The 21,355-nt window shown below is 72.9% G+C and carries 20 protein-coding genes; 13 read left to right on the top strand and 7 right to left on the bottom strand.

Annotated features, from left to right (window positions below; translation table 11 throughout):
- The first annotated feature begins 46 nt into the window (after positions 1-46).
- Positions 47-2,650 carry a helix-turn-helix transcriptional regulator gene (locus OG439_RS12470; protein WP_326949543.1) on the top strand — a complete coding sequence of 868 codons (2,604 nt, stop codon included), beginning with the start codon at positions 47-49 and terminating at the stop codon, positions 2,648-2,650.
- 3 nt (positions 2,651-2,653) lie between these two features.
- A complete protein-coding gene (locus OG439_RS12475) occupies positions 2,654-5,413 on the top strand; it encodes an AAA family ATPase (protein WP_326949544.1) in 2,760 nt (919 codons plus the stop codon).
- Positions 5,414-5,492: 79 nt separating this feature from the next.
- Here the strand turns inward: OG439_RS12475 and OG439_RS12480 are convergent, their stop codons facing one another.
- Complete coding sequence (locus tag OG439_RS12480; protein WP_326949545.1) at positions 5,493-6,182, bottom strand: DUF4190 domain-containing protein; 690 nt, start codon at positions 6,180-6,182, stop codon at positions 5,493-5,495.
- A 236-nt stretch (positions 6,183-6,418) separates the two neighbouring features.
- Between OG439_RS12480 and OG439_RS12485 the strand changes: the two genes are divergently transcribed.
- From OG439_RS12485 to OG439_RS12510, 6 genes are read left to right on the top strand one after another with little or no spacing between them, the layout of a single operon-like run.
- Positions 6,419-6,586 carry a hypothetical protein gene (locus OG439_RS12485; protein WP_326949546.1) on the top strand — a complete coding sequence of 56 codons (168 nt, stop codon included), beginning with the start codon at positions 6,419-6,421 and terminating at the stop codon, positions 6,584-6,586.
- A 12-nt stretch (positions 6,587-6,598) separates the two neighbouring features.
- The gene (locus tag OG439_RS12490) at positions 6,599-7,921 is read left to right on the top strand and encodes a M20/M25/M40 family metallo-hydrolase (RefSeq protein ID WP_326949547.1); all 1,323 of its coding nucleotides are present in this window, start codon (positions 6,599-6,601) and stop codon (positions 7,919-7,921) included.
- On the top strand, positions 7,921-8,814 hold the full coding sequence (locus OG439_RS12495) for an alpha/beta fold hydrolase (protein WP_326949548.1): 894 nt from the start codon (positions 7,921-7,923) through the stop codon (positions 8,812-8,814). Before OG439_RS12490 ends, OG439_RS12495 begins: the two co-directional genes overlap by 1 nt.
- Before the next feature lie 31 nt (positions 8,815-8,845).
- Positions 8,846-9,445 carry an ArsR/SmtB family transcription factor gene (locus OG439_RS12500; RefSeq protein ID WP_326949549.1) on the top strand — a complete coding sequence of 200 codons (600 nt, stop codon included), beginning with the start codon at positions 8,846-8,848 and terminating at the stop codon, positions 9,443-9,445.
- A gap of 1 nt (position 9,446) precedes the next feature.
- Positions 9,447-10,193, top strand: coding sequence for an SRPBCC family protein (locus OG439_RS12505; protein ID WP_326949550.1), 747 nt, complete (start codon positions 9,447-9,449; stop codon positions 10,191-10,193).
- Positions 10,194-10,224: 31 nt separating this feature from the next.
- On the top strand, positions 10,225-10,722 hold the full coding sequence (locus OG439_RS12510) for a DUF2975 domain-containing protein (protein ID WP_326949551.1): 498 nt from the start codon (positions 10,225-10,227) through the stop codon (positions 10,720-10,722).
- 43 nt (positions 10,723-10,765) lie between these two features.
- On the opposite strand, the gene OG439_RS12515 is transcribed toward OG439_RS12510, so the two are convergent.
- The 3 genes from OG439_RS12515 to OG439_RS12525 all read right to left on the bottom strand — a co-directional run bounded on the left by OG439_RS12515 (position 10,766) and on the right by OG439_RS12525 (position 13,093).
- Positions 10,766-10,990: a DUF5703 family protein gene (locus OG439_RS12515; protein ID WP_247051714.1), complete on the bottom strand. Its 225-nt coding sequence runs from the start codon at positions 10,988-10,990 to the stop codon at positions 10,766-10,768.
- Positions 10,987-11,994: a hypothetical protein gene (locus OG439_RS12520; protein WP_326951535.1), complete on the bottom strand. Its 1,008-nt coding sequence runs from the start codon at positions 11,992-11,994 to the stop codon at positions 10,987-10,989. Before OG439_RS12520 ends, OG439_RS12515 begins: the two co-directional genes overlap by 4 nt.
- A 130-nt stretch (positions 11,995-12,124) precedes the next feature.
- Entirely contained in the window at positions 12,125-13,093 is a 969-nt protein-coding gene (locus OG439_RS12525; protein WP_326949552.1) for an aldo/keto reductase, read from the bottom strand.
- Between the two features lie 87 nt (positions 13,094-13,180).
- Here OG439_RS12525 and OG439_RS12530 point away from each other — a divergent pair, with 87 nt between their 5' ends.
- The 4 genes from OG439_RS12530 (at position 13,181) to OG439_RS12545 (ending at position 18,002) form a co-directional block, all read left to right on the top strand.
- On the top strand, positions 13,181-14,218 hold the full coding sequence (locus OG439_RS12530) for an LLM class F420-dependent oxidoreductase (RefSeq protein ID WP_326949553.1): 1,038 nt from the start codon (positions 13,181-13,183) through the stop codon (positions 14,216-14,218).
- 1 nt (position 14,219) lies between these two features.
- Positions 14,220-15,062 (top strand): undecaprenyl-diphosphate phosphatase, encoded by an 843-nt coding sequence (locus OG439_RS12535; protein WP_326949554.1) that lies wholly within the window; start codon positions 14,220-14,222, stop codon positions 15,060-15,062.
- 70 nt (positions 15,063-15,132) lie between these two features.
- Entirely contained in the window at positions 15,133-15,852 is a 720-nt protein-coding gene (locus OG439_RS12540) for a histidine phosphatase family protein (protein ID WP_326949555.1), read from the top strand.
- 95 nt (positions 15,853-15,947) lie between these two features.
- Positions 15,948-18,002 (top strand): M3 family metallopeptidase, encoded by a 2,055-nt coding sequence (locus OG439_RS12545; protein WP_326949556.1) that lies wholly within the window; start codon positions 15,948-15,950, stop codon positions 18,000-18,002.
- A gap of 143 nt (positions 18,003-18,145) precedes the next feature.
- On the opposite strand, the gene OG439_RS12550 is transcribed toward OG439_RS12545, so the two are convergent.
- A complete protein-coding gene (locus tag OG439_RS12550; protein ID WP_326949557.1) occupies positions 18,146-18,739 on the bottom strand; it encodes a ClpP family protease in 594 nt (197 codons plus the stop codon).
- Positions 18,740-18,838: 99 nt separating this feature from the next.
- Here OG439_RS12550 and OG439_RS12555 point away from each other — a divergent pair, with 99 nt between their 5' ends.
- Positions 18,839-19,702, top strand: coding sequence for a Vgb family protein (locus tag OG439_RS12555; protein ID WP_326949558.1), 864 nt, complete (start codon positions 18,839-18,841; stop codon positions 19,700-19,702).
- A gap of 57 nt (positions 19,703-19,759) precedes the next feature.
- On the opposite strand, the gene OG439_RS12560 is transcribed toward OG439_RS12555, so the two are convergent.
- Together OG439_RS12560 and OG439_RS12565 are read right to left on the bottom strand one after the other, a co-directional pair.
- The gene (locus tag OG439_RS12560) at positions 19,760-20,740 is read right to left on the bottom strand and encodes a malate dehydrogenase (RefSeq protein WP_326949559.1); all 981 of its coding nucleotides are present in this window, start codon (positions 20,738-20,740) and stop codon (positions 19,760-19,762) included.
- Positions 20,741-20,827: 87 nt separating this feature from the next.
- Complete coding sequence (locus OG439_RS12565; RefSeq protein ID WP_326949560.1) at positions 20,828-21,286, bottom strand: MarR family winged helix-turn-helix transcriptional regulator; 459 nt, start codon at positions 21,284-21,286, stop codon at positions 20,828-20,830.
- Between the last annotated feature and the right edge of the window lie 69 nt (positions 21,287-21,355).

Raw genomic sequence — 21,355 nt, forward strand, 5'->3', positions numbered from 1 at the left:
GATCCACCAGTCCGAGCGCCCGTCGTCGCGCCGAGGGAGGTCGTCCGTGCCGTACCACCGGCCACTGTCCGTGATCAACTCCGGACACCACCGCCCGGCCGGGCGGTTGATCGGCCGGGAGCGCCAGCTCGCCCTGCTCGACGACCTCGTCGACGGCCTCTTCGCGGGCCGTCCCGCCCGGGCCGGCGTCTCGGGTGCCGCCGGGACCGGCCGCACGGCCCTGCTGCGCCACGTGCTCGCCACCGCCCGCGAACGCGGCGCCGTCGCCGGCCTGGCGTCGTGCTCGCCGGTGGAGACCGGGATCCCGTTCAGCACGGCGTCGCAGCTGGTCGCCGCCCTGCACTCGCCGGCGCGGTTCGCGGACCTGGCGACCGGGTGCTTCGCCGGCCCGTGCGACGCCACCGTGCCGCTGCTGTGCGACGTGTTCGCGGAGCTGGCCGCCGACGGGCCGCTGGTGCTGGCGATCGACGACCTCCAGTGGGCGGACGCCTGGTCGCTGCGGTGCTTCGCGGCGATGGCCGCCCGGCCCGGCCCGATCCTGCTGGTCGCGGCCGCGCACGGCCCGCTGGCCCGCTACCTCGGCGACGGCCCGGGTAGCCAGCTGGACCTGCCGCCGCTGACCGAGGCGGAGACCGCGGCGTTGCTGCGGGAGATCCCGGGGGCCCCGGGCGGGGCGGCGTTCACCACGGCGGCGCTGAGCATCGCGGCCGGCCGGCCCGCGGTGCTGCGCGAGATCGTGACGCGCTGGAGCGCCGACGGGCGCCCGCCCGAGCCCGAGCAGGTACCCCACCTGGTGCGGATCGGGCGCGCGGTGACGTCGGCGCGCGCCGCCCGCGTCCGGCGCGGCCTGCCGGCCGACGCGCTGGCGCTGCTGCGGGCGATGTCGGTGTCCACATCGGACGTCGTGCTCGCGGGCCGGCTGGCCGGCCTGCCGGAGACCGCGGCGGCGGGCGCTCTGGAACCGCTCGTGGCGAGCGGCCTGGTGGCCGCCGGGCGGCCCGCCGAACCGCACCTGGCGGCGGAAGTGCTGGCGGAGCTGGACGCCGACGCCCGCGGCGACCTGCACCGGCGGGCGGCGGAACTGGCGCACGGCACCGGGGCCGGCGCGACGGTGGCGGCCGACCTGCTCTGCGCGGCGCCGGCGGTGGGGGAGCCGTGGGCGCGGACGGTCCTGGTGGAGGCGGCGGAGCAGTGGTTCCTGCAGGGCCGCACGTCGGCGGCGGCCGACGCGCTGCGCCGGGTGCTGCTGGAGCCGCTGGAACCGGCGGAGCGCGCGGCGTTGCTGCTGCGCCTGGCGTCGATGGAGGTGACGCGGGACCCCGAGGCGGCGGACGGGCGGCTGCGGAGGATCCTGGCCGAACCCGGACTGAGCACGTTGCCCGCGGCCGTGACGGCGGCCGACCTCCTCCTGGCCCGCGGCGACGTCGAGACGACCCGCCGCGCGGTGGCGGAGCTACGCGGCCGCGCGTTGGTGTCCACTGTGGAAAGTGCCGTGGTGGACGCCCCCGTCTCGTCCACTGTGGACTCGGACCTGGTCGCCCTCGGCCGGATCGCCGAGGAGGAAGCCGCGGTGGACCCGGTCATGCCCGTCGCGCCGCTCCTCTGGACCGCCCGGCCCGGCGGTCCCGCCGAAGCCGGGGCCGAAGCCTGGTGGCTCGCGACCCGGGGCGAGGACCGCCGCCGGGCGCTCGACCTGGCCGAGCAGGCTCTCATCGTGCGTGAGGACGCGCCGCTCATGCCGCGGATCGCCGCCTGCCGGGCCTTGTTGTGCTGCGACGAACTGGAGTCCGCCGCCGAAGGGCTCACCGCCGTCGCCGCCGCGGCCCGGCGTCGGGACGCCAAGGCCGCGGCCGCGCAGGCGCTGCTGCACCGGGCCGTCGTGAACCTGCGGCGCAACCGGCCCGACGACGCCCTCCACGACCTCACCGCCGCCGGGCGGGAGCTGCCCGTCCGGTGCTGGCACCCCGCGCTCGTCCCGGCCTACCTCGCCGTCGAGATCTCCGCGCACCTCAAGCTGGGCCGGACCGAACGCGCCCGCCGGCTCGCCGCCGAACCGCTCCCGCGCGGCGGCGAGCACACCGCGGGGCAGGCGTTCCTCCTGTACGCGCGGGCCGAGCTGGCCCTGGCCGCCGACGAGCTGGAGGCCGCCCTCGCCGCGGCCCGCGAGTGCGGCCGGATCCTGCGGTCCCGGCAGTGGGTCAACCCGATGCTGTGCCCGTGGCGCACGATCGCCGGCTTCGCGTTGCGCAGCCTCGGCGACGGCGCGGCGGCCGCGGCGCTCTCGGCCGAGGAACTGTCGCTGGCCGGCTACTGGGGCACCGACGGGGCCTTCGACGCCCTGCGCGAACGCGCGGTCGCCGAACTGCGGCGCAGCGTGCCCGCACAGCGGCGGCCGGCCGAGCCGGTGCCCGAACCCGTGCTGCCGCCGGGACGCCGGTTCGAGCCGCGCCGGCCGGAGGTGCTCTCGCCCGCCGAACAGGACGTCGCCGCGCTCGCCGCGCGCGGGCTGCCGAACCGCGAGATCGCCCGGGAGCTCTCGATCGCGCTGCGCACGGTCGAGCTGCGGCTGACGAAGGTGTACCGCAAGCTCGGTCTCAAGGGCCGCTCCGCGCTCACCGAGCGCTGGGCGACCTGGACGCTGGGGGACTGACCGGTGCTGCTGGAACGGGAAGCGCACCTGTCGGTGCTGGACGAGGCGGTGCGCGACGCCGACGCCGGGAGCGGCGGCCTGTTGCTGATCCACGGCGAGGCCGGCGCCGGCGGCTCGGCGCTGCTGCGGCACCTGGCCCAGCTCGGCGCGGCCCACGGCGCGCGGATCCTGCGTTCGAGCGGGGCGCAGCTCGAACAGGCCTTCCCGCTCGGGGTCGTCCGGCAGCTCGTGCTGCCGATCCTCGCCGACCCGGACGACCCGGCGCTGCCGCCGGTGGCCCGGCAGGTGCTCGGCCCGCTGGCCGACGGCTCGGCCGGTCCGGCGGAGCTGGCGTCCCTGCTGCACGGGTTGCACGCGCTGCTGGCGCGGCTGAGCCGGTCCCGCGGGGTGGTCGTGCTCGTCGACGACCTGCACTGGGCGGACGAGCTTTCCTTGCGGGCCCTGGCTTTCCTGGTCGCCCGGCTGTCCGGGATGCGCGTCCTGATCGGCGCGGTCCTGCGCGACGGCGCGGGCGCGCGCACCGCGTTCGTGCCGGAGATCGAGGCCGCCGCCCGGCACCACGTGCGGGCCGAGCCGCTGTCGCTCGCCGCGACCGGGCGGCTGGTCGCCGCGCGCTTCGACGCCGGTCACGACCCGGAGTTCGCGGCGGCCTGCCACGAGCTCACCGGCGGCCGTCCCAAGGACCTGCGGGCCCTGCTGGACCGGGCGTTCTCCCACCGGTTGACGGCGAAGGCCGACGACCGCGCCCGGCTGCGGGCCCTCGGCGCGGACCTCCGCCGCGAGCGGCTGCGGGTGCTCGTCCGGCGTGATCCGGAGGTCGAGGCCTTCGCCCGGGCCGTGGTCGTGCTGGGGCGGCACGCCGAACCCGCGCTCGTCGCGGCGCTGAGCGGGCTGGCCGACGCCGCCTGCGCCGCGGCGCGCGCCGCGCTGCAGGGCCCCTGGCTCACCGTCGCCGCGGACGGCCGGCTGGTACCCGAGGCCGCGCTGGTGCGGGTGGTCGAAGAGACGGCGTCGGCCGCGGACACCGCCGCCGCCCACCGCACCGCGGCCGGGCTGCTGACCGCGCGGGGCTACCCCGCGGAGGACATCGCCGGGCAGCTGCTGCGCGTCGACACCCTGTGCGGCGGCCCGGAGATCGAGATGCTGCGGGCGGCCGCCGTCGGCGCGCTGCGCCGGGGCGCGCCCGAGTCCGCGGCGCGCTACCTGCGGCGGGCGCTGCTGGAACTGCCGCCGGGCAGCGCCGGGCGCGCACCGCTGCTCGTCGAGCTGGCCGCCGCCGAGCTCGGCCCCGACCCGGCGTCCGCTGTCCGGCACCTGGTCCAGGCCGCACCGCTGCTGCCGACGGTCCGCGACCGGGCCGCGGCGGTCACCCGGATCCCGTTCACGATCACCGCGCGCGGCCCGCTGGTGACCGAGCTCGTGCGCGCCGTCGCCGGCGAGCTCGGCCCGGCCACTGCCCTGACCGGGCACGACCGCGACCTCGCCCTGCGGCTGGAAGCGCACGACTGGTTCGCCGCGCTGGAGGACCCGGCCCGGCTGGCCGCGGCGCCGGCCCGGCTGCGCGAGCTGACCGACACCCCGGCCGGCCCCGGGGCGGCCGAACGCGAGCTGCGGGCCGTGCTGCTGCTGGCCGCGACGCTGGCCGGGCGGATCGACGCCGAGGAAGCCGCGCGCCGGGCGACCTGCCTGCTGGACCACGAGCCCGCGCGGTCCGTCCGCGCCGGGGCCATGCTGCGGATCGTCCCGGTCGTCCTGGTCGCGGCGGGCCGCGTCGACGTCGTGACGCCGTGGCTGTCGGCCACCGGCGCGGCGGGCACCGCGGCGACCCGGGCGCTGCTGGACGTGCACCGGGCGCTGGCGCTGCTGGCCCGCGGCCGGGCCGCGGCGGCCGGGGAACCGGCGGGCCGGGCGTTCCGGCTCGCCGAGCCCGCTGGCTACGACGTGCTCGCGCTGCCGGCCACGATCCTCGGCCTGGTCGCGACCGCGACCGGCGACCGGACGCTGACCCGCACGGTGCTGGACGACCTCCCGGCCGGCGACGGCCTCGCCGTGCTCGCCGTGCAGCGGAGCCTGCGCGGGACGCTGGCCGCCGCCGACGACCCCGGCGCGGCGCTGGCGCAGTTCCTCGACTGCGGGCGCCGGCTGGACCGGGCCGGCTGGCGCAACCCCGCCCTCTACCCGTGGCGCACGTCGGCGGCGCTGCTGGCCCACCGCCTCGGCCGCACCGACGAAGCCGGGCGCCTGGCCGAAGAGCACCACCGCCGCTGCGTCGCGTGGGGCGCACCCGCAACGGTCGGCCGCGCCCTGCGAGTCCTCGCGGCATTGGACGCCGGCCGCGACGGAATCCGGCTGCTGCACGAGGCGGTCGAGCTGCTCGCCCGCTCACCGGACGACCTGGAGGAGGCCAAGGCCCGAGCCGACCTGGCCGAGCGGCTCAGGCCCACGGAACCCGAAGCGGCGCAACGGTTGCTGGCCCGCGCCCAGGCCCTGGCGGAGACCTGCGGAATGGGCCGCCTGCTGACCCGCGAGGCCGGCCCGGTAACCCACACCGAGCCGGCCCGCGCAACAGCCGAACTGACCCGCGGCGAAGCGACGGTCGCGGAACTGGCGGTGCGAGGGAGGACGAACTCGGAGATCGCCGAGCAGCTGAGCATCAGCCGCCGAGCGGTGGAGAAGCACTTGACGAGCTCGTACCGCAAGCTGAAGATCGACGGCCGCCCGGACTTGGCGGGCGCCCTGGGCGGCCGCACCGCGGGGGAGTGACACCGCGGCGCCCACTTGACTGGCAGGGCGACGGTCCCCGACGTGGCCGGCGAGATGATCGCACCGGCCACCCGACCCCTCAGTTCCTGAGCGTCCCGATGTCGCCGTTCGCGGTGGCGACCCCGTAGCCCTGGGCGGTGGCCTCCTTGAAGACCTTGCCGTCGACCTCGATCGTCACCTTGAGGTTCCCGGAACCGCTGCCCTGGGCCAGGATGCTGACCAGCTGCAGTGGCTGGCCGCCGGGGAGCTCGATGGTCTTCTCCCACGGCAGCTTGACGTTCGACTCCTGGCTCGTCGTCGTCATGCCGTCGGTGGTGAAGGTGATGTTGCCGGCTTTGCCGGTGCCGGTCACCTTGTACACGACGGTGTGCTTGGCGGCGGCCGGGTCGCCGCCGGTGCCGGGCTGAGCCGCGGCGGGCGCACCCGTCAGGGCCGGCGGCGCGGTCGGGAGCGAGTTCGCGGCGTCGGTGGCGACCTTGCCGAACACGGCCACCCAGATCACGCAGACGACGAGCCCGATCGCGGACAGCACGATCCCGGCGATCGCGAGGCCCTTGTTGGTGGCCGCGCCCTTGTTCGCGCGGCCGAGGCCGAGGAACGACAGGATCAGGCCGATGATCACCAGCGGCCAGGCGACCAGGCCGATGATGGGGATCGGCGAGAAGATCAAGCCGACGAGGCCGAGGACGAAGCCGGCGGTGCCGAGTCCGTTGCGGGGCGGCTGGGCGACCGGCGACGGTGCCGGCTGGTAGGGCGTGGGGGCAGTCACGATGATCCTTTCGCGGTGAACGAGTGGTTAGTCGCTCCCGCTCCGGAAGGTCGTTACGGGAACATCGGCCCGTTACCGTGTTGTGTTGTCTCAGGGACAGCCCGTCACCACCGTGAACCGCCGCGCGATCGTGAACGCGGCGGGCAACACCGTGCTAACCGAGTCGTACGACACACCGCGGTCGCGCCGGCAGCGGGTCGCCGTGCGGGCTTGGAGGCCGGCCGGAGCGGCTGCCGGTGGTCGACGCCGAGCACCGCACCCTGGTCGCCGCGCTCGACCGCCACGACGCCGAGGCCCTGGGCGTCCTCGACCGGCACCTGCGGCCGTGTCCGAAGTGGTCTCGGCACCCGACCGGAACTGATCCCGGAAACCTCGGTGATCAGCGCACCCGGTCGCGCGAATGATAGGAATGGCCGGTGACCGAACCGAACCTGATCGAAGCCGCCGCGGCCGAGGCCGTCACGCTGACCAGTGAGCTCATCCGCATCGACACCACCAACACCGGGGACCCCGAGACCCTGGTCGGCGAGCGGGCGGCGGCCGAGTACGTCGCGGAGAAGCTGACCGATGCCGGCTACGAGATCACCTACGTCGAGTCGGGTGGGAAGAACCGGCACAACGTGATCGTGCGGCTCGAAGGGGCCGATCGCGAGCGGGGTGGGCTGCTCATCCACGGTCACCTCGACGCCGTGCCGGCCGATCCGTCCGAATGGTCGGTCCACCCGTTCTCCGGCGCGATCCAGGACGACTACGTCTGGGGACGCGGCGCGGTCGACATGAAGGACATGTGCGGGATGGCGCTCGCGCTGGCCCGGCACTACAAGATGCACAACGTCGTCCCGCCGCGCGACCTGGTCTTCGCGTTCCTCGCCGACGAAGAGGCGGGCGGCAAGTACGGCGCCCAGTGGCTGGTCGAGAACCGGCCCGAGCTGTTCGAGGGCGTCACCGAGGCGATCAGCGAGGTCGGCGGCTTCTCGATCACGCTGAAGGACGACGTCCGCGCGTACCTGATCGAGACGGCGGAGAAGGGCATCCGCTGGATGAAGCTGCGCGTGCGCGGCACCGCCGGGCACGGCTCGATGATCCACCGCGACAACGCCGTGACGAAGCTGGCCGAAGCCGTCGCGAAGCTCGGCAACCACCGCTTCCCGCTGGTGCTCACCGACTCCGTGAAGGAGTTCCTCGCCGGCGTCACCGAGATCACCGGCTGGGACTTCCCGGAGGACGACCTGGAGGGCTCGGTCGCCAAGCTGGGCAACATCTCCCGGATGATCGGCGCGACCCTGCGCGACACGGCCAACCCGACGATGCTCACCGCCGGCTACAAGTCGAACGTCATCCCGTCGGTGGCCGAGGCGTCGGTGGACTGCCGGATCCTGCCCGGCCGCCTGGAGGCGTTCGACCGTGAGCTCGACGAGCTGCTCGGCCCGGACATCGAGAAGGAGTGGATGGAGCTGCCGCCGGTCGAGACGACCTTCGACGGCGCGCTCGTCGATGCCATGACCGCGGCGATCCTGGCCGAGGACCCGGGCGCGAAGACGTTGCCGTACATGCTTTCCGGCGGTACCGACGCGAAGTCCTTCCAGGACCTCGGCATCCGCAACTTCGGCTTCGCGCCGCTCAAGCTGCCCGCGGACCTCGACTTCTCGGCCCTGTTCCACGGCGTCGACGAGCGCGTCCCGATCGAGGCGCTGAAGTTCGGCACCCGCGTGCTGGACCGGTTCCTGCGCACGTCCTGATGACCGGCTTCGCGCTCGCCGACGGGACGCCCCTGGCGGTCGTCCGCCGGGGCGACCCGGACGCGCCGGTCGCGGTGGTGTTCGTCCACGGCTACGCGCTCGACCAGCGCAGCTGGGACCGGATCGCGCCACTGGTGCCGGACGCCGCCGAGGGGCCGGTGGCCGTGCTGACCTACGACCAGCGCGGCCACGGCGGGTCCGGGCGGGCGCGCCGCGGGACGGCGACCATGGCCCAGCTCGGCGACGACCTCGCCGAGCTGCTGGAGCGCGAGGTCCCGGCCGGGCGGGTGGTGCTGGTCGGGCACGACATGGGCGGGCTGGCGATCATGTCGCTGTCCCAGCGGCACCCGGAGCTGTTCCGCGCCCGGGTGTCCGGGCTGGCGCTGCTCGCGACGTCGTCGGGCACGCTGGCGACGGAGGTCTCGGCGACCTGGCCGAACGCGCTGGGCAAGCTGGCCCGCGACCTCGAAGCGGTGCTCGGCTCGAAGCTGTTCGGCGTGGTGCACGAGCGCACCAGCCGCGCGGTGAGCGCCGGCCTGCGGTGGTGGCTCTTCGGCGACGATCCCGAGCCGGACCTGGTCGAGCTGACCGTGCAGATGATCCGCGGCAACTGGCCGCACACCGTCTCCCTGTTCCGCCCGGCCCTGGACGCCTACGCCCGCGACGCGGCGTTGACGCAGGTCAGCGGCCTGCCGGTGACGGCGATCGTGGGGGAGCGGGACCGCATCGTCCGGGCCGCCGACGTCGAGCAGTGGGCCGGGGGCCTCGACGACGGGACGGCCGTGGTGCTGCCGGGTGTCGGGCACGTCGTGCCGCTGGAGGCCGCGCCCCAGGTGCTGCCACGGATCCTCGCCCTGGTGAACGCGAGTTACCGACAAGACGAGAGTTCTTGACAATTCTTCTGTTCGGCACGATGCTGGGCGCATGTTCTCCGTGGCGGTGATCGAAGACCCGGCGGCGGCCGAGGTTTCGCTGGACCCCATCCGGGCCCGGCTCCTGGCCGAGCTGGCGGAACCGGCGTCCGCGACGATGCTGGCCGGGCGGGTCGACCTGCCGCGGCAGAAGGTCAACTACCACCTGCGGGCGCTGGAGGCGCACGGCCTGGTGGAGCTGGTCGAGGAGCGCCGGAAGGGCAACGTCACCGAGCGGATGATGCGGGCGACGGCGTCCTCGTACGTCATCTCGCCGGCGGCCCTGGCCGCGGTGCAGCCGGACCCGGCCCGGTCGCCGGACCGGCTCTCGGCCCGCTGGCTGCTGGCGGTGGCCGGCCGGCTGGTGCGCGACGTCGGCGTGCTCATCACCGGGGCGGCCAAGGCGAACCAGCGGGTCGCCACCTTCGCGCTCGACGGCGAGGTGCGGTTCGCCTCGGCGGCCGACAGGGCCGCGTTCGCCGAGGAGCTGGCGACGGCCGTCACCACGCTGGTGGGGAGGTACCACGACGAGACGGCCGAGAAGGGCCGCAAGCACCGGGTGATCGTCGCCGTGCACCCGAGCGTGCCGGCGACGCCGGGGGAGGAGTCCTGACATGGGCCGCGACTTCGAACGGACCGACGTCGCCGACGTCGACGCGACGCCGGAACAGCTGTGGGCGGCCATCGCCACCGGCCCGGGCATCGACTCGTGGTTCATGGGCCGCAACGAGGTCGAGGGCGGCACCGGCGGCGTGGTCCGCGGCGCCTTCGGCGGCTACCGGTCCGAGTGCGGGATCCGCGAGTGGGAGCCGCTCGAGCGGCTGGTCTACGGCACCGACACCGCGCCCGACGGCCGGCACATCGCCTACGAGTTCCTCATCGAGGGCCGCGAGGGCGGCAGTTCGGTGATCCGGTGCGTCACGAGCGGCTTCCTGCCGGGTGACGACTGGGAGGACGAGTTCGAGGCGATGACGTCGGGCCGGGCGCTGTTCCTGCGCACGCTGGTCGAGTACGTCACGCACTTCGCCGGCCGCGTCGCGGTCCCGGTCACGGCGTTCGGGCCGCCGATCCCGGACTGGACCGAAGCCTGGGCGAAACTCGGGGCCGCGCTGGGACTTCCGGCCCGGATCGCCGAAGGGGACCGGGTGCGCCTGGACCTCGACGGCCGCGCGCCGGTCGAGGGCGTCGTCTACGTGGCCGACGACCAGGCCGTCGGCATCCGCACGCCCGACGCGATGATCCGGTTCATGCGGGGCTTCCGCGGTCCGGTGGTCGCGGCCCACCACGTTTTCACGCCCGGCGCGGACGGCGAGGTCGAAGAAAAGATCTGGAGCGACTGGCTGGCCCGCGTGTTCGATTGACAATCGAGCGGTAGGCATCGACTATCGATACATGCCTCGCTTACTCGTCGCCTCGCTGCAGACCGTCGTCGCCGGCGCGTTCCTCGTCGGCCTGTACGCCCAGCTCGTCGTGATCCCGACGAGCGCGGCCGATCAGGTCGAGTTGTTCCCGCCGTACGCGCCGATCCGGCTCCCCCTGGTGGCCGCGGCGATCGCGTTCGTGGCGTGCGGGCAGCTCGCGCTCGTCGGCCTCGGCATGCTGCTGCGCCGGGCGAGCCGGGGCACGGTGTTCCAGCCGTCGGCCCTCACCGGGGCGAACGTCGTGGTCGGCGCGACGGCGGCCGCGACCGTGGTCACCGCCGCGGTCTTCGCCTACGTGACCCTCGCCGACATCCCGTCACCCACGGACGGCATGGAGGTCATCGGCCTCTGGCTCGGCACGGCCGCGGCGGTCGTGGCGGGCACGGCGGCGGTGCTGCTCCTGTTCGCGGGCCGGCACCTGCTGGTCAAGGCGATCGGCCTGCGCACCGAGCTGGACGGCGTGGTCTGACGGCCCGGGGCGCAGCCACCCGAGGCCGGTCGGCGCCGGTCGATCAGGTGGGCAGGCCGCCGGGCAGGGTCTCACCCGTCTTCTTGCGGCGCAGCCAGACCTTGCGGGTGCCGTCGGCGTAGAGCCGGACGTTCCGCAGTTCCCAGCCGGCGAACTCCGCGTGGATGGAGAGCTGGATCGCCGCCGCACGCCGGGACACACCCGGGGGCAGGTGCAGGCGGCGGTACTCCCAATCCCCTTCGACCACCGCCTCGCTGACCGTCGTCATGGCTGGATCACCTGGGTCCCTTCTCCGGCGGCAGAGCCGATGATCACCCGGCCGCTCTGGTCCTCGACCCCCACCGAGTCCGGCTGGCGCACGGTGGGGAACCGGTACTTCTCGACCGGCTCACCGCCGCGGACGTCGAACCCGACCACTTCGTTGCGTGCCGTCAGCGTCACCCAGGCGAGGCTCCGCTTGGCGTCGTAGGCGATCCCGTACGCGCCACCCGGCACCGGGTAGCGCTGCCGCATGATCAGCGGCGACGCCGAGAACGCGATCAGCGCGCCCGCCCGCGCGTCGGTCACCAGGATCCGGCCGTAGGAGTCCGCGACGGCGTTGGCGGCGCCGTCACCCGCCCGCAGCCCCTCGTTGATCTTGCCGCCGGCGACGTCCACGGAGAACACGGCCGTGCGCAGGCGATCCAGTACCACGACACCGTCGCCGGCCGCCAGGACGTCGTCGGCGCTGTAGATCTGCCCGCCGATCGTCCGCGCCGGACCGCTCGCGGGCAGCACCTGGATGTCCTTCGCCGCCCCCATCGCGACCAGCCGGTCGGCGCCGTAGGCGATGCTCGACGCCGGCTGCCCGCCCGTCTTCGTCTCCGTGAGCTTCCGGTCCGGCAACGTCAGCTGCTGCACCACACCCTGACCCGGCTCCGCGATCTCCACCCGGCCGGGCGCCACGGTCAACCGCGAAGCTGTGCCGTATAACGGCATATTCACCGGCGGTGACGCGAGCGCGTCCAGGTCGTAGAGCTGCAAAGACGGCTGTTGAGCGAGAGCGACGACCAGTGTCGACCCCGAAACGGCCACCGCGGAGACGGCCGAGCCCGGCAGGACCTGCCCGGCGGGCTTCACCGTGACGGCGGGGGAGACGGCCGGCTGCGCGGCCACCGGGTTCGCGACGATCTGCAGGTCGTCGCTGTCCGACTTGGCCGAGGAGCAGCCGGCGAGCACCAGAACACCGGCGAGCGGGATCGCGATCCGCGACGCGGCGGTGAGCCGACGCACGTTGGTGCCTCCAGATGTCCCTCGACGGGCGGTCTTCATCAGCATCCTCCACGATCGTCTTGCCGTCACGTGCATGTCACCCAACAGACACCTGCCCCAGTGATCGACACGGTGTCGATCACCGTGCCGATCACCGGGGCCACCGCTCCGGGTAGCCGGCCTCGATCGCGCTGACGTCGTCGAGCGCCGACCGGATCGCCGGCGGGAGGGTGATGCCCTCCGCCGTGAGGGAGCCGGTGAGCTGGCCGGTGTCGCGGGCGCCGACGACCGGGGCGACCACGCCGGGCCGGTCGCGGACCCAGGCCAGGGCCACCGCGAGCGGGGACGTGCCGAGCCCGTCGGCGGCGGTCGCGACCGCCTGCACGATCCGGGCGGCGCGGTCGGTGCGGTGGTGCTCGACGTACCCGGCGAACACGCTGGAGGCGCCGCGGGAGTCGGCCGGCGTGCCGCTGCGGTACTTGCCGGTCAGCACCCCGCGCCCGAGCGGTGCCCAGGGCAGCAGGCCGATGCCGTGGTGCTCGGCGGCGGGCACGACCTCGCGGTCCACCCCGCGTTCCAGCAGCGAGTACTCGACCTGGGTGGAGACGAGCGGCGCGACCGCGGCGGCCCCGGCGGCGGCCGTCGCCAGCTGCCAGCCACAGTAGTTGGACACGCCGACGTAGCGGGCCTTGCCGCTGTTGACGGCGTATTCGAGGGCGGCGAGGGTCTCGGCGACCGGCACCGTCGGGTCCCAGGCGTGCAGCTGCCACAGGTCGACGTGGTCGGTGCCGAGGCGTTTCAGCGAGCCGTCGAGCGCCGAGAGGAGCGCGCCGCGGGAAGCGCCGCCGCCGAACGGGCCGTCGGTGCGCCGGGCGACGGCCTTCGTCGCGAGGACGATGTCGTCGCGCGGGACGAGATCACCCAGAAGTGAGCCGAGCACCCGTTCGGCTTCGCCTTCGCCGTAGATGTCGGCGGTGTCCACCAGGGTGCCGCCGGCGTCGACGAAGGCGACCAGCTGGCTCGCCGCTTCCTCCGCGTCGGTGTCGCCACCCCAGGTCATGGTGCCGAGCGCCATCCGCGAGACCCGCAGTCCCGAGCGGCCCAGCTGTCGCTTTTCCACGACCGCCGAGCCTAGTGGGCCGCCCCGGCCGGACCTGACCAAGGTGAGTCGTGTCGCCCACAAGGGCCCCCGTTAGGGTCTGGCCCCGTGCGACTCGGACTGAATCTCGGCTACTGGGGAGCGGGGAACGACCCCGCGAACCTGGCCCTGGCGAAACAAGCGGACGAACTCGGCTACGCCGTCGTGTGGGCGGCGGAGGCCTACGGTTCGGACGCCGTGACGGTGCTTTCCTGGATCGCGGCGCAGACGTCGCGGATCGACGTCGGCGCCGCGGTGCTGCAGATCCCGGCGCGGACCCCGGCGATGACCGCGATGACCGCCGCCACCCTGGACACGCTCTCGGGCGGCCGGTTCCGGCTCGGCCTCGGCGTCTCCGGCCCGCAGGTGTCCGAGGGCTGGCACGGCGTGCGGTTCGCGTCGCCGCTGGGCCGCACCCGCGAGTACGTCGGGATCGTGCGCAGCGCGCTGCGCCGCGAGCGGCTGAAGTTCGAGGGCGAGCACTTCACGCTCCCGCTGCCGGACGGCCCCGGCAAGGCGCTGCGGCTGACCGTCCGCCCGGCGCGCAAGCACATCCCGCTGTACCTGGCCGCGATCGGGCCGAAGAACCTGGCGCTGACCGGCGAGATCGCCGACGGCTGGCTGCCGGTGTTCTTCTCGCCCGCCCACGCGGGTGAGCAGCTCGCGCAGATCCGGGCCGGCGCCGACGCGGCCGGGCGGTCGATGGACGGCTTCGACGTCGTCCCGACCGTGCCCCTGGTCGTCGGCGACGACTGGCGGGCCTGCGCGGACGCCGTCCGCGGGTACGCGGCGCTCTACCTCGGCGGCATGGGCAGCCGGGAGAAGAACTTCTACAACCAGCTGGCCTGCCGGATGGGCTTCGCAGCCGAGGCCGCCGAAGTGCAGGAGAAGTACCTGGCCCGCGACCGCGCGGGGGCGATGGCGGCGGTGCCGCTGGAGTTCCTCGACGCCACGTCGCTGCTCGGACCCAAGGAACGGATCGCGGAGAAGATGACCCAATTCGCCGAAGCCGGCGTGACGACCCTGTCGGTGTCGTCGTTCAGCCCCGACCCGGGGGCCGCCCTGCGCACGGCCGTCGAGGCGCTCGAGCTGGCGGGGGTGGCCTGACGTGGGGTGGTTCGAATCGCTCGTCCTGGGCCTGGTCCAGGGTTTGACGGAGTTCCTGCCGATCTCCTCGAGCGCGCACCTGCGGATCGTCGCGGCGCTCGTCGGCTGGGACGACCCGGGTGCGGCGTTCACCGCCGTCACCCAGATCGGCACCGAGCTCGCGGTGATCCTCTATTTCGGCAAGAAGATCGGGAAGATCCTGCAGGCCTGGTTCTTCTCGCTGTACAAACCGGACTGGCGCCGGGACCCGGACGCCCGGCTGGGCTGGCTGATCATCGTCGGCTCGCTGCCGATCGTGGTGCTCGGCCTGCTGCTGCAGGACGCCATCGACAGCGCGTTCCGCGACCTGCGGATCACCGCGACCGTACTCATCGTGTTCGGCCTGATCCTGCTGGTCGCCGACCGGATCGGGAAGCAGGAGCGCGGCCTGGACGAGCTGACCGTGCCGCACGGCCTCGGCTTCGGCTTCGCCCAGGCGCTGGCGCTCATCCCGGGTGTCTCCCGCTCGGGCGGCACGACCAGCGCGGGCCTGCTGATGGGCTACACCCGCGCCGAGGCGGCCGAGTACTCGTTCCTGCTGGCCCTGCCCGCGGTGTTCGGCTCGGGCGTGTACAAGCTCAAGGACATCGGCTCGGGCGGCGTGCCGGCCCAGTGGGGGCCGACGATCCTGGCCACGCTGGTCGCCTTCGGCGTCGGCTACCTGGTGATCGCCTGGCTGATGGCCTACATCAAGAAGCGCAGCTTCGTGCCGTTCGTGGTCTACCGCCTGGTACTGGGCGTGTTGCTGTTCGTCCTCATCTTCACCGGCGCCCTGGACCCGAACGCCGGCCCGGTCGGCAGCTGATCGTCACGGCTCGCCCGCGTTGCCGCCCAGCACCCGGGAGGATGATCGGCGGCAACGTAGGGTGGGTCCTGTGAGTACGGTCATTCTGGTCAGGCACGGCAAGTCGACGGCCAACGGATCCGGCATCCTGGCCGGGCGGTCCCCGAAGGTGAACCTCGACGACACGGGCCGGGCCCAGGCGGAGAAGCTCGTCGAACGCCTCGACGGCGTCCCGCTGGCCGACGTGGTCGTGTCGCCGATGCTGCGGTGCAAGCAGACCGTCGCGCCGCTGCTGGCGGCGCGGGGGATCGGGAAGACCGTCGAGCCCGGGCTGTCCGAAGTGGACTACGGCGACTGGACCGGCAAGGAGCTCAAGCACCTGGCCAAGGAACCGCTCTGGCGCGTCGTGCAGGCGCACGCCTCCGCCGCGGTGTTCCCCGGCGGCGAGGGGCTCGCCCAGATGCAGGCCCGCTCGGTGGCCGCGGTCCGGGCCCACGACCGGCGGATCGCCGCCGAGCACGGCGACCACGCCGTCTGGTTGCTGTGCAGCCACGGCGACGTGATCAAGTCCCTCATCGCCGACGCCCTCGGCCAGCACCTCGACGCCTTCCAGCGGATCGTCGTCGACCCGTCGTCGATCTCGGTCGTGCGCTACACCGAGACCCGGCCGTTCGTCCTGCGCGTCAACGACCACAGCGGTGACTTCCGCGGCATCGTGCCGCCCGCGCCGAAACCGGCGAAGCGGGGCAAAAAGGCCGCGAAGGACGCCTCGAGCAGCGACGCGGTCGTCGGCGGTACCACCGGCCGGTGACCCGGGCCACCTACGGAAAGCGCTGACATCGCTCCCGGGGGAGCACGTAGGGTGGCGGGACCGAGTGTTTTCCCCGACCAGGAGCCTGCCCCGAGATGATTTCGCCGGACAATCCGTTCGCCGCACCCAGCGAGCTGCCCTACGCCCTGCCGCCCTTCGACCGGATTTCCGACGAGCACTACCGGCCCGCGTTCGAGGCGGGCCTGGCCGAGCACGCCGCCGAGATCGAGCAGATCGCGGCGCAGGACGCCGAGCCGACGTTCGAGAACACCGTCGAGGCCCTCGAACGCGCCGGGGAGCTGCTCGGCCGCGTGGCGAGCGTCTTCTACAACCTGGCCGGCTCCAACAGCACCGACGAGATCCAGGCCATCCAGGCGGAGTTCGCGCCGAAGCTGGCCGCCCACCACGACGCGATCCACCTCAACCCGCGGCTGTTCGCCCGGATCGACGCGCTCCACGCCCGGCGCGAAGACCTCGGGCTGGACGAGGAGTCGCTGCGGCTGCTGGAACGCCGGCACACCGACTTCAGCCGCGCCGGCGCCGGGCTCGGCGAGGCCGAGCAGGCCCGCCTGCGCGAGCTCAACGGGCAGCTCTCGACGCTGCAGACCAAGTTCCAGCAGAACCTGCTCAAGGACACCAACGAACTGGCCGTCGTCATCGGCGACCGCGCCGAGCTGGCCGGCTTCGGTGACAGCGCGATCGCCACGGCGGCCGAAGCGGCGGCTTCCCGCGGGGAGACCGGCAAGTACGTCATCAACCTGACGCTGCCGACCAGCCAGGCGTCGCCGCTGGAGACGCTCAGCGACCGTGACGTGCGCGCGCGGATCCACACCGCGTCGATGGCGCGCGGCAACCAGGGCAACGACCAGGACAACAACGCCGTCGTCGCCGAGATCGCGCACCTGCGCGCCGAACGCGCCGCGCTGCTGGGCTATCCGAACCACGCCGCGTACGTCATCGCGGACGAGACGGCGAAGACCGCCGAGGCGGCCGCCGGGCTGCTCGAGCGCCTCGCCCCGGCCGCCGTCGCGAACGCCCGCACCGAAGCCGCGGAGCTGCAGAAGCTGCTGGAGGCCGACGTCCCGGGCGCGAAGCTGCGGCCGTCGGACTGGCCGTACTACGCCGCGCAGGTCCGCCGTGAGCGCTTCGACGTCGACACCGAGGGGCTGCGGCCGTACTTCGAGGCCGACCGGGTGTACCTGGACGGCGTCTTCTTCGCCGCCAGCAAGCTGTACGGCCTGACCTTCACCGAGCGCCACGACCTGCCCGTCTACCACCCGGAGGTCCGCACCTTCGAGGTCTTCGACGCCGACGGCACCGCGCTGGGGCTGTACCTGCTCGACCTCTACACCCGCGACGCCAAGCGCGGCGGCGCCTGGATGAACACCTTCGTCGACCAGTCCGACCTGCTCGGCGAGCGCACGGTCGTGGTGAACGTGCTCAACGTCAACAAGCCGCCGGCGGGGGAGCCCACCCTGCTGACCTTCGACGAGGTCGTCACCGCGTTCCACGAGTTCGGGCACGCGCTCCACGCGCTGGTCTCGGCGGTGCGCTACCCGACGTTCTCCGGTACCAACGTGCCGCGTGACTTCGTCGAGTACCCGTCGCAGGTCAACGAGATGTGGATGCTGTGGCCGGAGGTCCTGGCCCACTACGCCAAGCACCACGTGACCGGTGAGCCGCTGCCCGCCGAGCAGATCGAGAAGCTCCTCGCCGCCCAGCAGTACGGCGAAGGCTTCTCCACCACCGAATACCTCGCGGCGTCGCTGCTCGACCAGGCCTGGCACGGCCTCGGCGTCGACGACCACGTGGGGGAGGTGCAGCGGTTCGAGACCGCCGCCCTCGTCAAGGCCGGTGTGGCGCTCGAAAGCGTCCCGCCGCGCTACCGCACCACCTACTTCGCCCACGTCTTCAGCGGCGGCTACAGCGCCGGGTACTACTCCTACATCTGGAGCGAAGTCCTCGACGCCGACACCGTCCAGTGGTTCCGCGAGAGCGGCGGCCTGACCCGCGAGAACGGCGACCACTTCCGCCGCACCCTGCTGGGGAAGGGGGGCAGCGTCGACCCGATGGACGCCTTCCGCGCCTTCCGCGGCCGCGACCCCGAGATCGAACCCCTGCTCATCCGCCGCGGCATCAACGGCGTCTGAGGCATCTGACCAACCCTGCTGGACCCGGACCACCACATCCGGGTCCAGCAGCATCTCTAAGTGTATAACGCCCTATACTGCGGGGCTGATTTCAAGAAAATCAGTGGTTCTGTAGCTGTTACAAACCAGCAAAGACCAGGGAGTCAGGCCGTCGCCTGCTCGCGGGTGACGATGTGGTCGATGAAGCCGTACGCCAGTGCTTCGTCGGCGTCGAACCAGCGGTCGCGGTCGGCGTCGGCGGTGATCCGCTCGACGTTCTGGCCGGTCTGTTGCGCGGTGAGCTCGGCCATGCGGAGCTTCATCTTGCCGAACACCTCGGCCTGGATGGCGATGTCCGTGGCGGCGCCGCTGATCCCGGCCGACGGCTGGTGCATGACGATGCGCGTGTTGGGCAGCAGGTAGCGCTTGCCGGGGGTGCCGGAGGTCAGCAGGAACTGGCCCATGGACGCGACGAAGCCGAGGCCCCAGGTGGAGACGTCGGGTTTGACGAGCTGCATGGTGTCGTAGATGGCCATGCCGGCGGTGACGGAGCCGCCGGGTGAGTTGATGTAGAAGGTGATGTCCTTCTCGGGGTCGTCGGCGGCGAGCAGGAGCAGCTGGGCGACGATCCGGTTGGCGACGTCGTCGGTGACTTCGGTGCCGAGGAACACGATGCGGTCGCGCAGGAGCTGTTCGTTGACGGAGTCGGTGAAGGACTGGCCGGGTGTCTGCATGTCGGGTACGGCGAGGAGGGTCATGGGCCCGACCGTAGGGTGCTGGGGGTGTGGTGGTGATCGTCGTTCGCTGTGGGCGTGCGAGTTTCGCTCCGGGCGATCACCGGGGATGGGGGGCGCGTGATGGCGTCGATCGAAGAGTTCGTGGTGCCGGGCCAGGGGCCGTACGGGGTCGTGGCCGGGCCGGATGGCGGGTTGTGGTTCACGCTGGTCCACAGTGGGCAGATCGGCCGCATGAGCACCGCGTATGAGGTGACGACCTATCAGCTGGACCCGGCGACGACCGGGCCGACGGTGATCACGCCGGGGCCGGACGGCGCGTTGTGGTTCACGGAGTACCAGGGGAACCGGATCGGGCGGATCACGACCGAGGGGGCGGTGTCGTCGTTCGCGGTGCCGACGCCGTACGGCATCACGGCGGGGCCGGACGGGGCGCTGTGGTTCACCGAGATCAACGCCGATCGGGTCGGCCGGATCACCGTCGAGGGTGAGGTGACGGAGTTTCGCCTGCCGGTTTCGGGTGCGTTCCCGTCCATGATCACCGCGGGTTCCGACGGGGCGTTGTGGGTCACCTTGAACCAGGCGAACGCGATCGGCCGGATCACGACGTCCGGTGAGGTTTCGGTGTACCCGTTGCCGACGGAGGCCGCGGCACCGGTGGGGATCACGGCCGGGCCGGACGGCGCGTTGTGGTTCGTGGAGATCGGTGCGGGTCAGGTCGGGCGGATCGACACCGGCGGGGAGGTCGTCGAGTTCCCGTTGCCGGACCGCGGGTCGCGGCCGCACGCGATCGTGGCGGGCCCGGATGGGGCCTGCTGGTTCACGGTGTGGGGTGGTAACCGGATCGGGCGGATCACGGTGGACGGCGTGATCACCGAGGTGGAGCTGCCGACGCCGGGGTCGGAGCCGCACGGGATCGCGGTGGGTCCGGACGGTGCACTGTGGACGGCGCTGGAGATCGGGAAGCTGGCGCGGATCTCGTACTGACACGGAAAGGGTCGCCGTCCACATCGGACGGCGACCCTTTCGCTACGAGGTACTGGCTCAGATGAGGCCGAGCTTCTGCACGGTGTCGCGCTCCTCGACGAGCTCCGCGACGGAGGCGTCGATGCGGGCGCGGGAGAAGTCGTCGATCTCGAGGCCCTGGACGATCTTGTACTCACCGCCCGCGGCGGTGACCGGGAACGACGAGATGATGCCTTCGGGGACGCCGTAGGAGCCGTCGGAGACGACGGCGGCGGAGGTCCAGTCGCCGTCGTTGGTGCCGTTGACCCAGGTGTGGACGTGGTCGATGGCGGCGGACGCGGCCGAGGCGGCCGAGGAGAGGCCGCGGGCCTCGATGATCGCCGCGCCGCGCTTGGCGACGGTGGGGATGAAGTCGCTCTCGAGCCAGGCCTGGTCGAGGTCGACGCTCTTGCCGTTGACCTCGGCGTGCTGGACCGAGGGGTACTGGGTGGCGGAGTGGTTGCCCCAGATGGCGAGCTTCTTGATGTCGGTGACGGAGACGCCGAGCTTCTTGGAGAGCTGGGCGAGCGCGCGGTTGTGGTCGAGGCGCGTCATCGCGGTGAAGCGGTCGGCCGGCACGTCGGGGGCGTGGGACTGGGCGATGAGGGCGTTGGTGTTGGCGGGGTTGCCGACGACGAGGACCTTGATGTCGGAGGCGGCGCCGGCGTTGATGGCTTCGCCCTGGGGCTTGAAGATGCCGCCGTTGGCTTCGAGGAGGTCGCCGCGCTCCATGCCCTTGCTGCGGGGGCGGGCGCCGACGAGGAGGGCGATGTTGGTGCCTTCGAAGGCCTGCTTGGGGTCGTCGAAGATGTCGATGCCGGCGAGGAGCGGGAAGGCGCCGTCGTCGAGTTCCATCGCGGTGCCCTCGGCCGCCTTGACCGCCTGCGGGATCTCGAGGAGCCGCAGCTTCACCGGGACGTCCTGGCCGAGGAGCTGACCGGACGCGATGCGGAAGAGCAGCGCGTAGCCGATCTGGCCGGCGGCGCCGGTGACGGTCACGTTGACGGGGGCTTGGGTCATAGCGCTACTCCAGCTTGAAATCGAGACGACTTTGGCTTGTGCCTCGGAGCCTATCCCTCTCCGTGGTCGCCGTCCGGGTGCGTCCAGTCACTCTCGCCGGATCGGTTCGGGGGCGGGTTGGTCGGTGAGGTTGGCGGCGAGGCGGTGCAGGAGGCCGGCGAGGGTGGTGATCTCGTCGTCGGTGAAGCCGGCGCGGAGGCGTTTGTCGTGGGCGATGGCGGCGGTGGCGAGCTGGTGGAAGAGCTGTTCGCCGTGGTCGGTGAGTTCGACGACGTGGATGCGGCGGTTGTCGGGGTCGCGGCGGCGGGTGACGAGGCCGGTGGTTTCCATGCCGTTGAGGTGGTGGGTGAGGGTGGCGCCTTGGATGCCGACGGCGTCGGCGAGTTCGCGTTGGTTGGCGACGGGGGTGGTTTTGAGGGAGATGAGGATCTGCCAGATGGGCTGGGAGCTGCCGGCGGCGGTGAGGGCGTGGTCGAAGGCGCGGCTGGCGGTTTTGGCGGTGCGGGCGAGGACGACGCCGATGGGGGCGGTGGTGGGTGGTGGCACGGGGGGACCGTATCGCAGATGCGGAGAGGTCTAAGCGTTTGACATCGAACGGTTAGACTTCTAACATTT

The sequence above is a fragment of the Amycolatopsis sp. NBC_01307 genome, assembly GCF_035975215.1.
In the GTDB taxonomy this organism is placed as follows: Bacteria; Actinomycetota; Actinomycetes; order Mycobacteriales; family Pseudonocardiaceae; genus Amycolatopsis.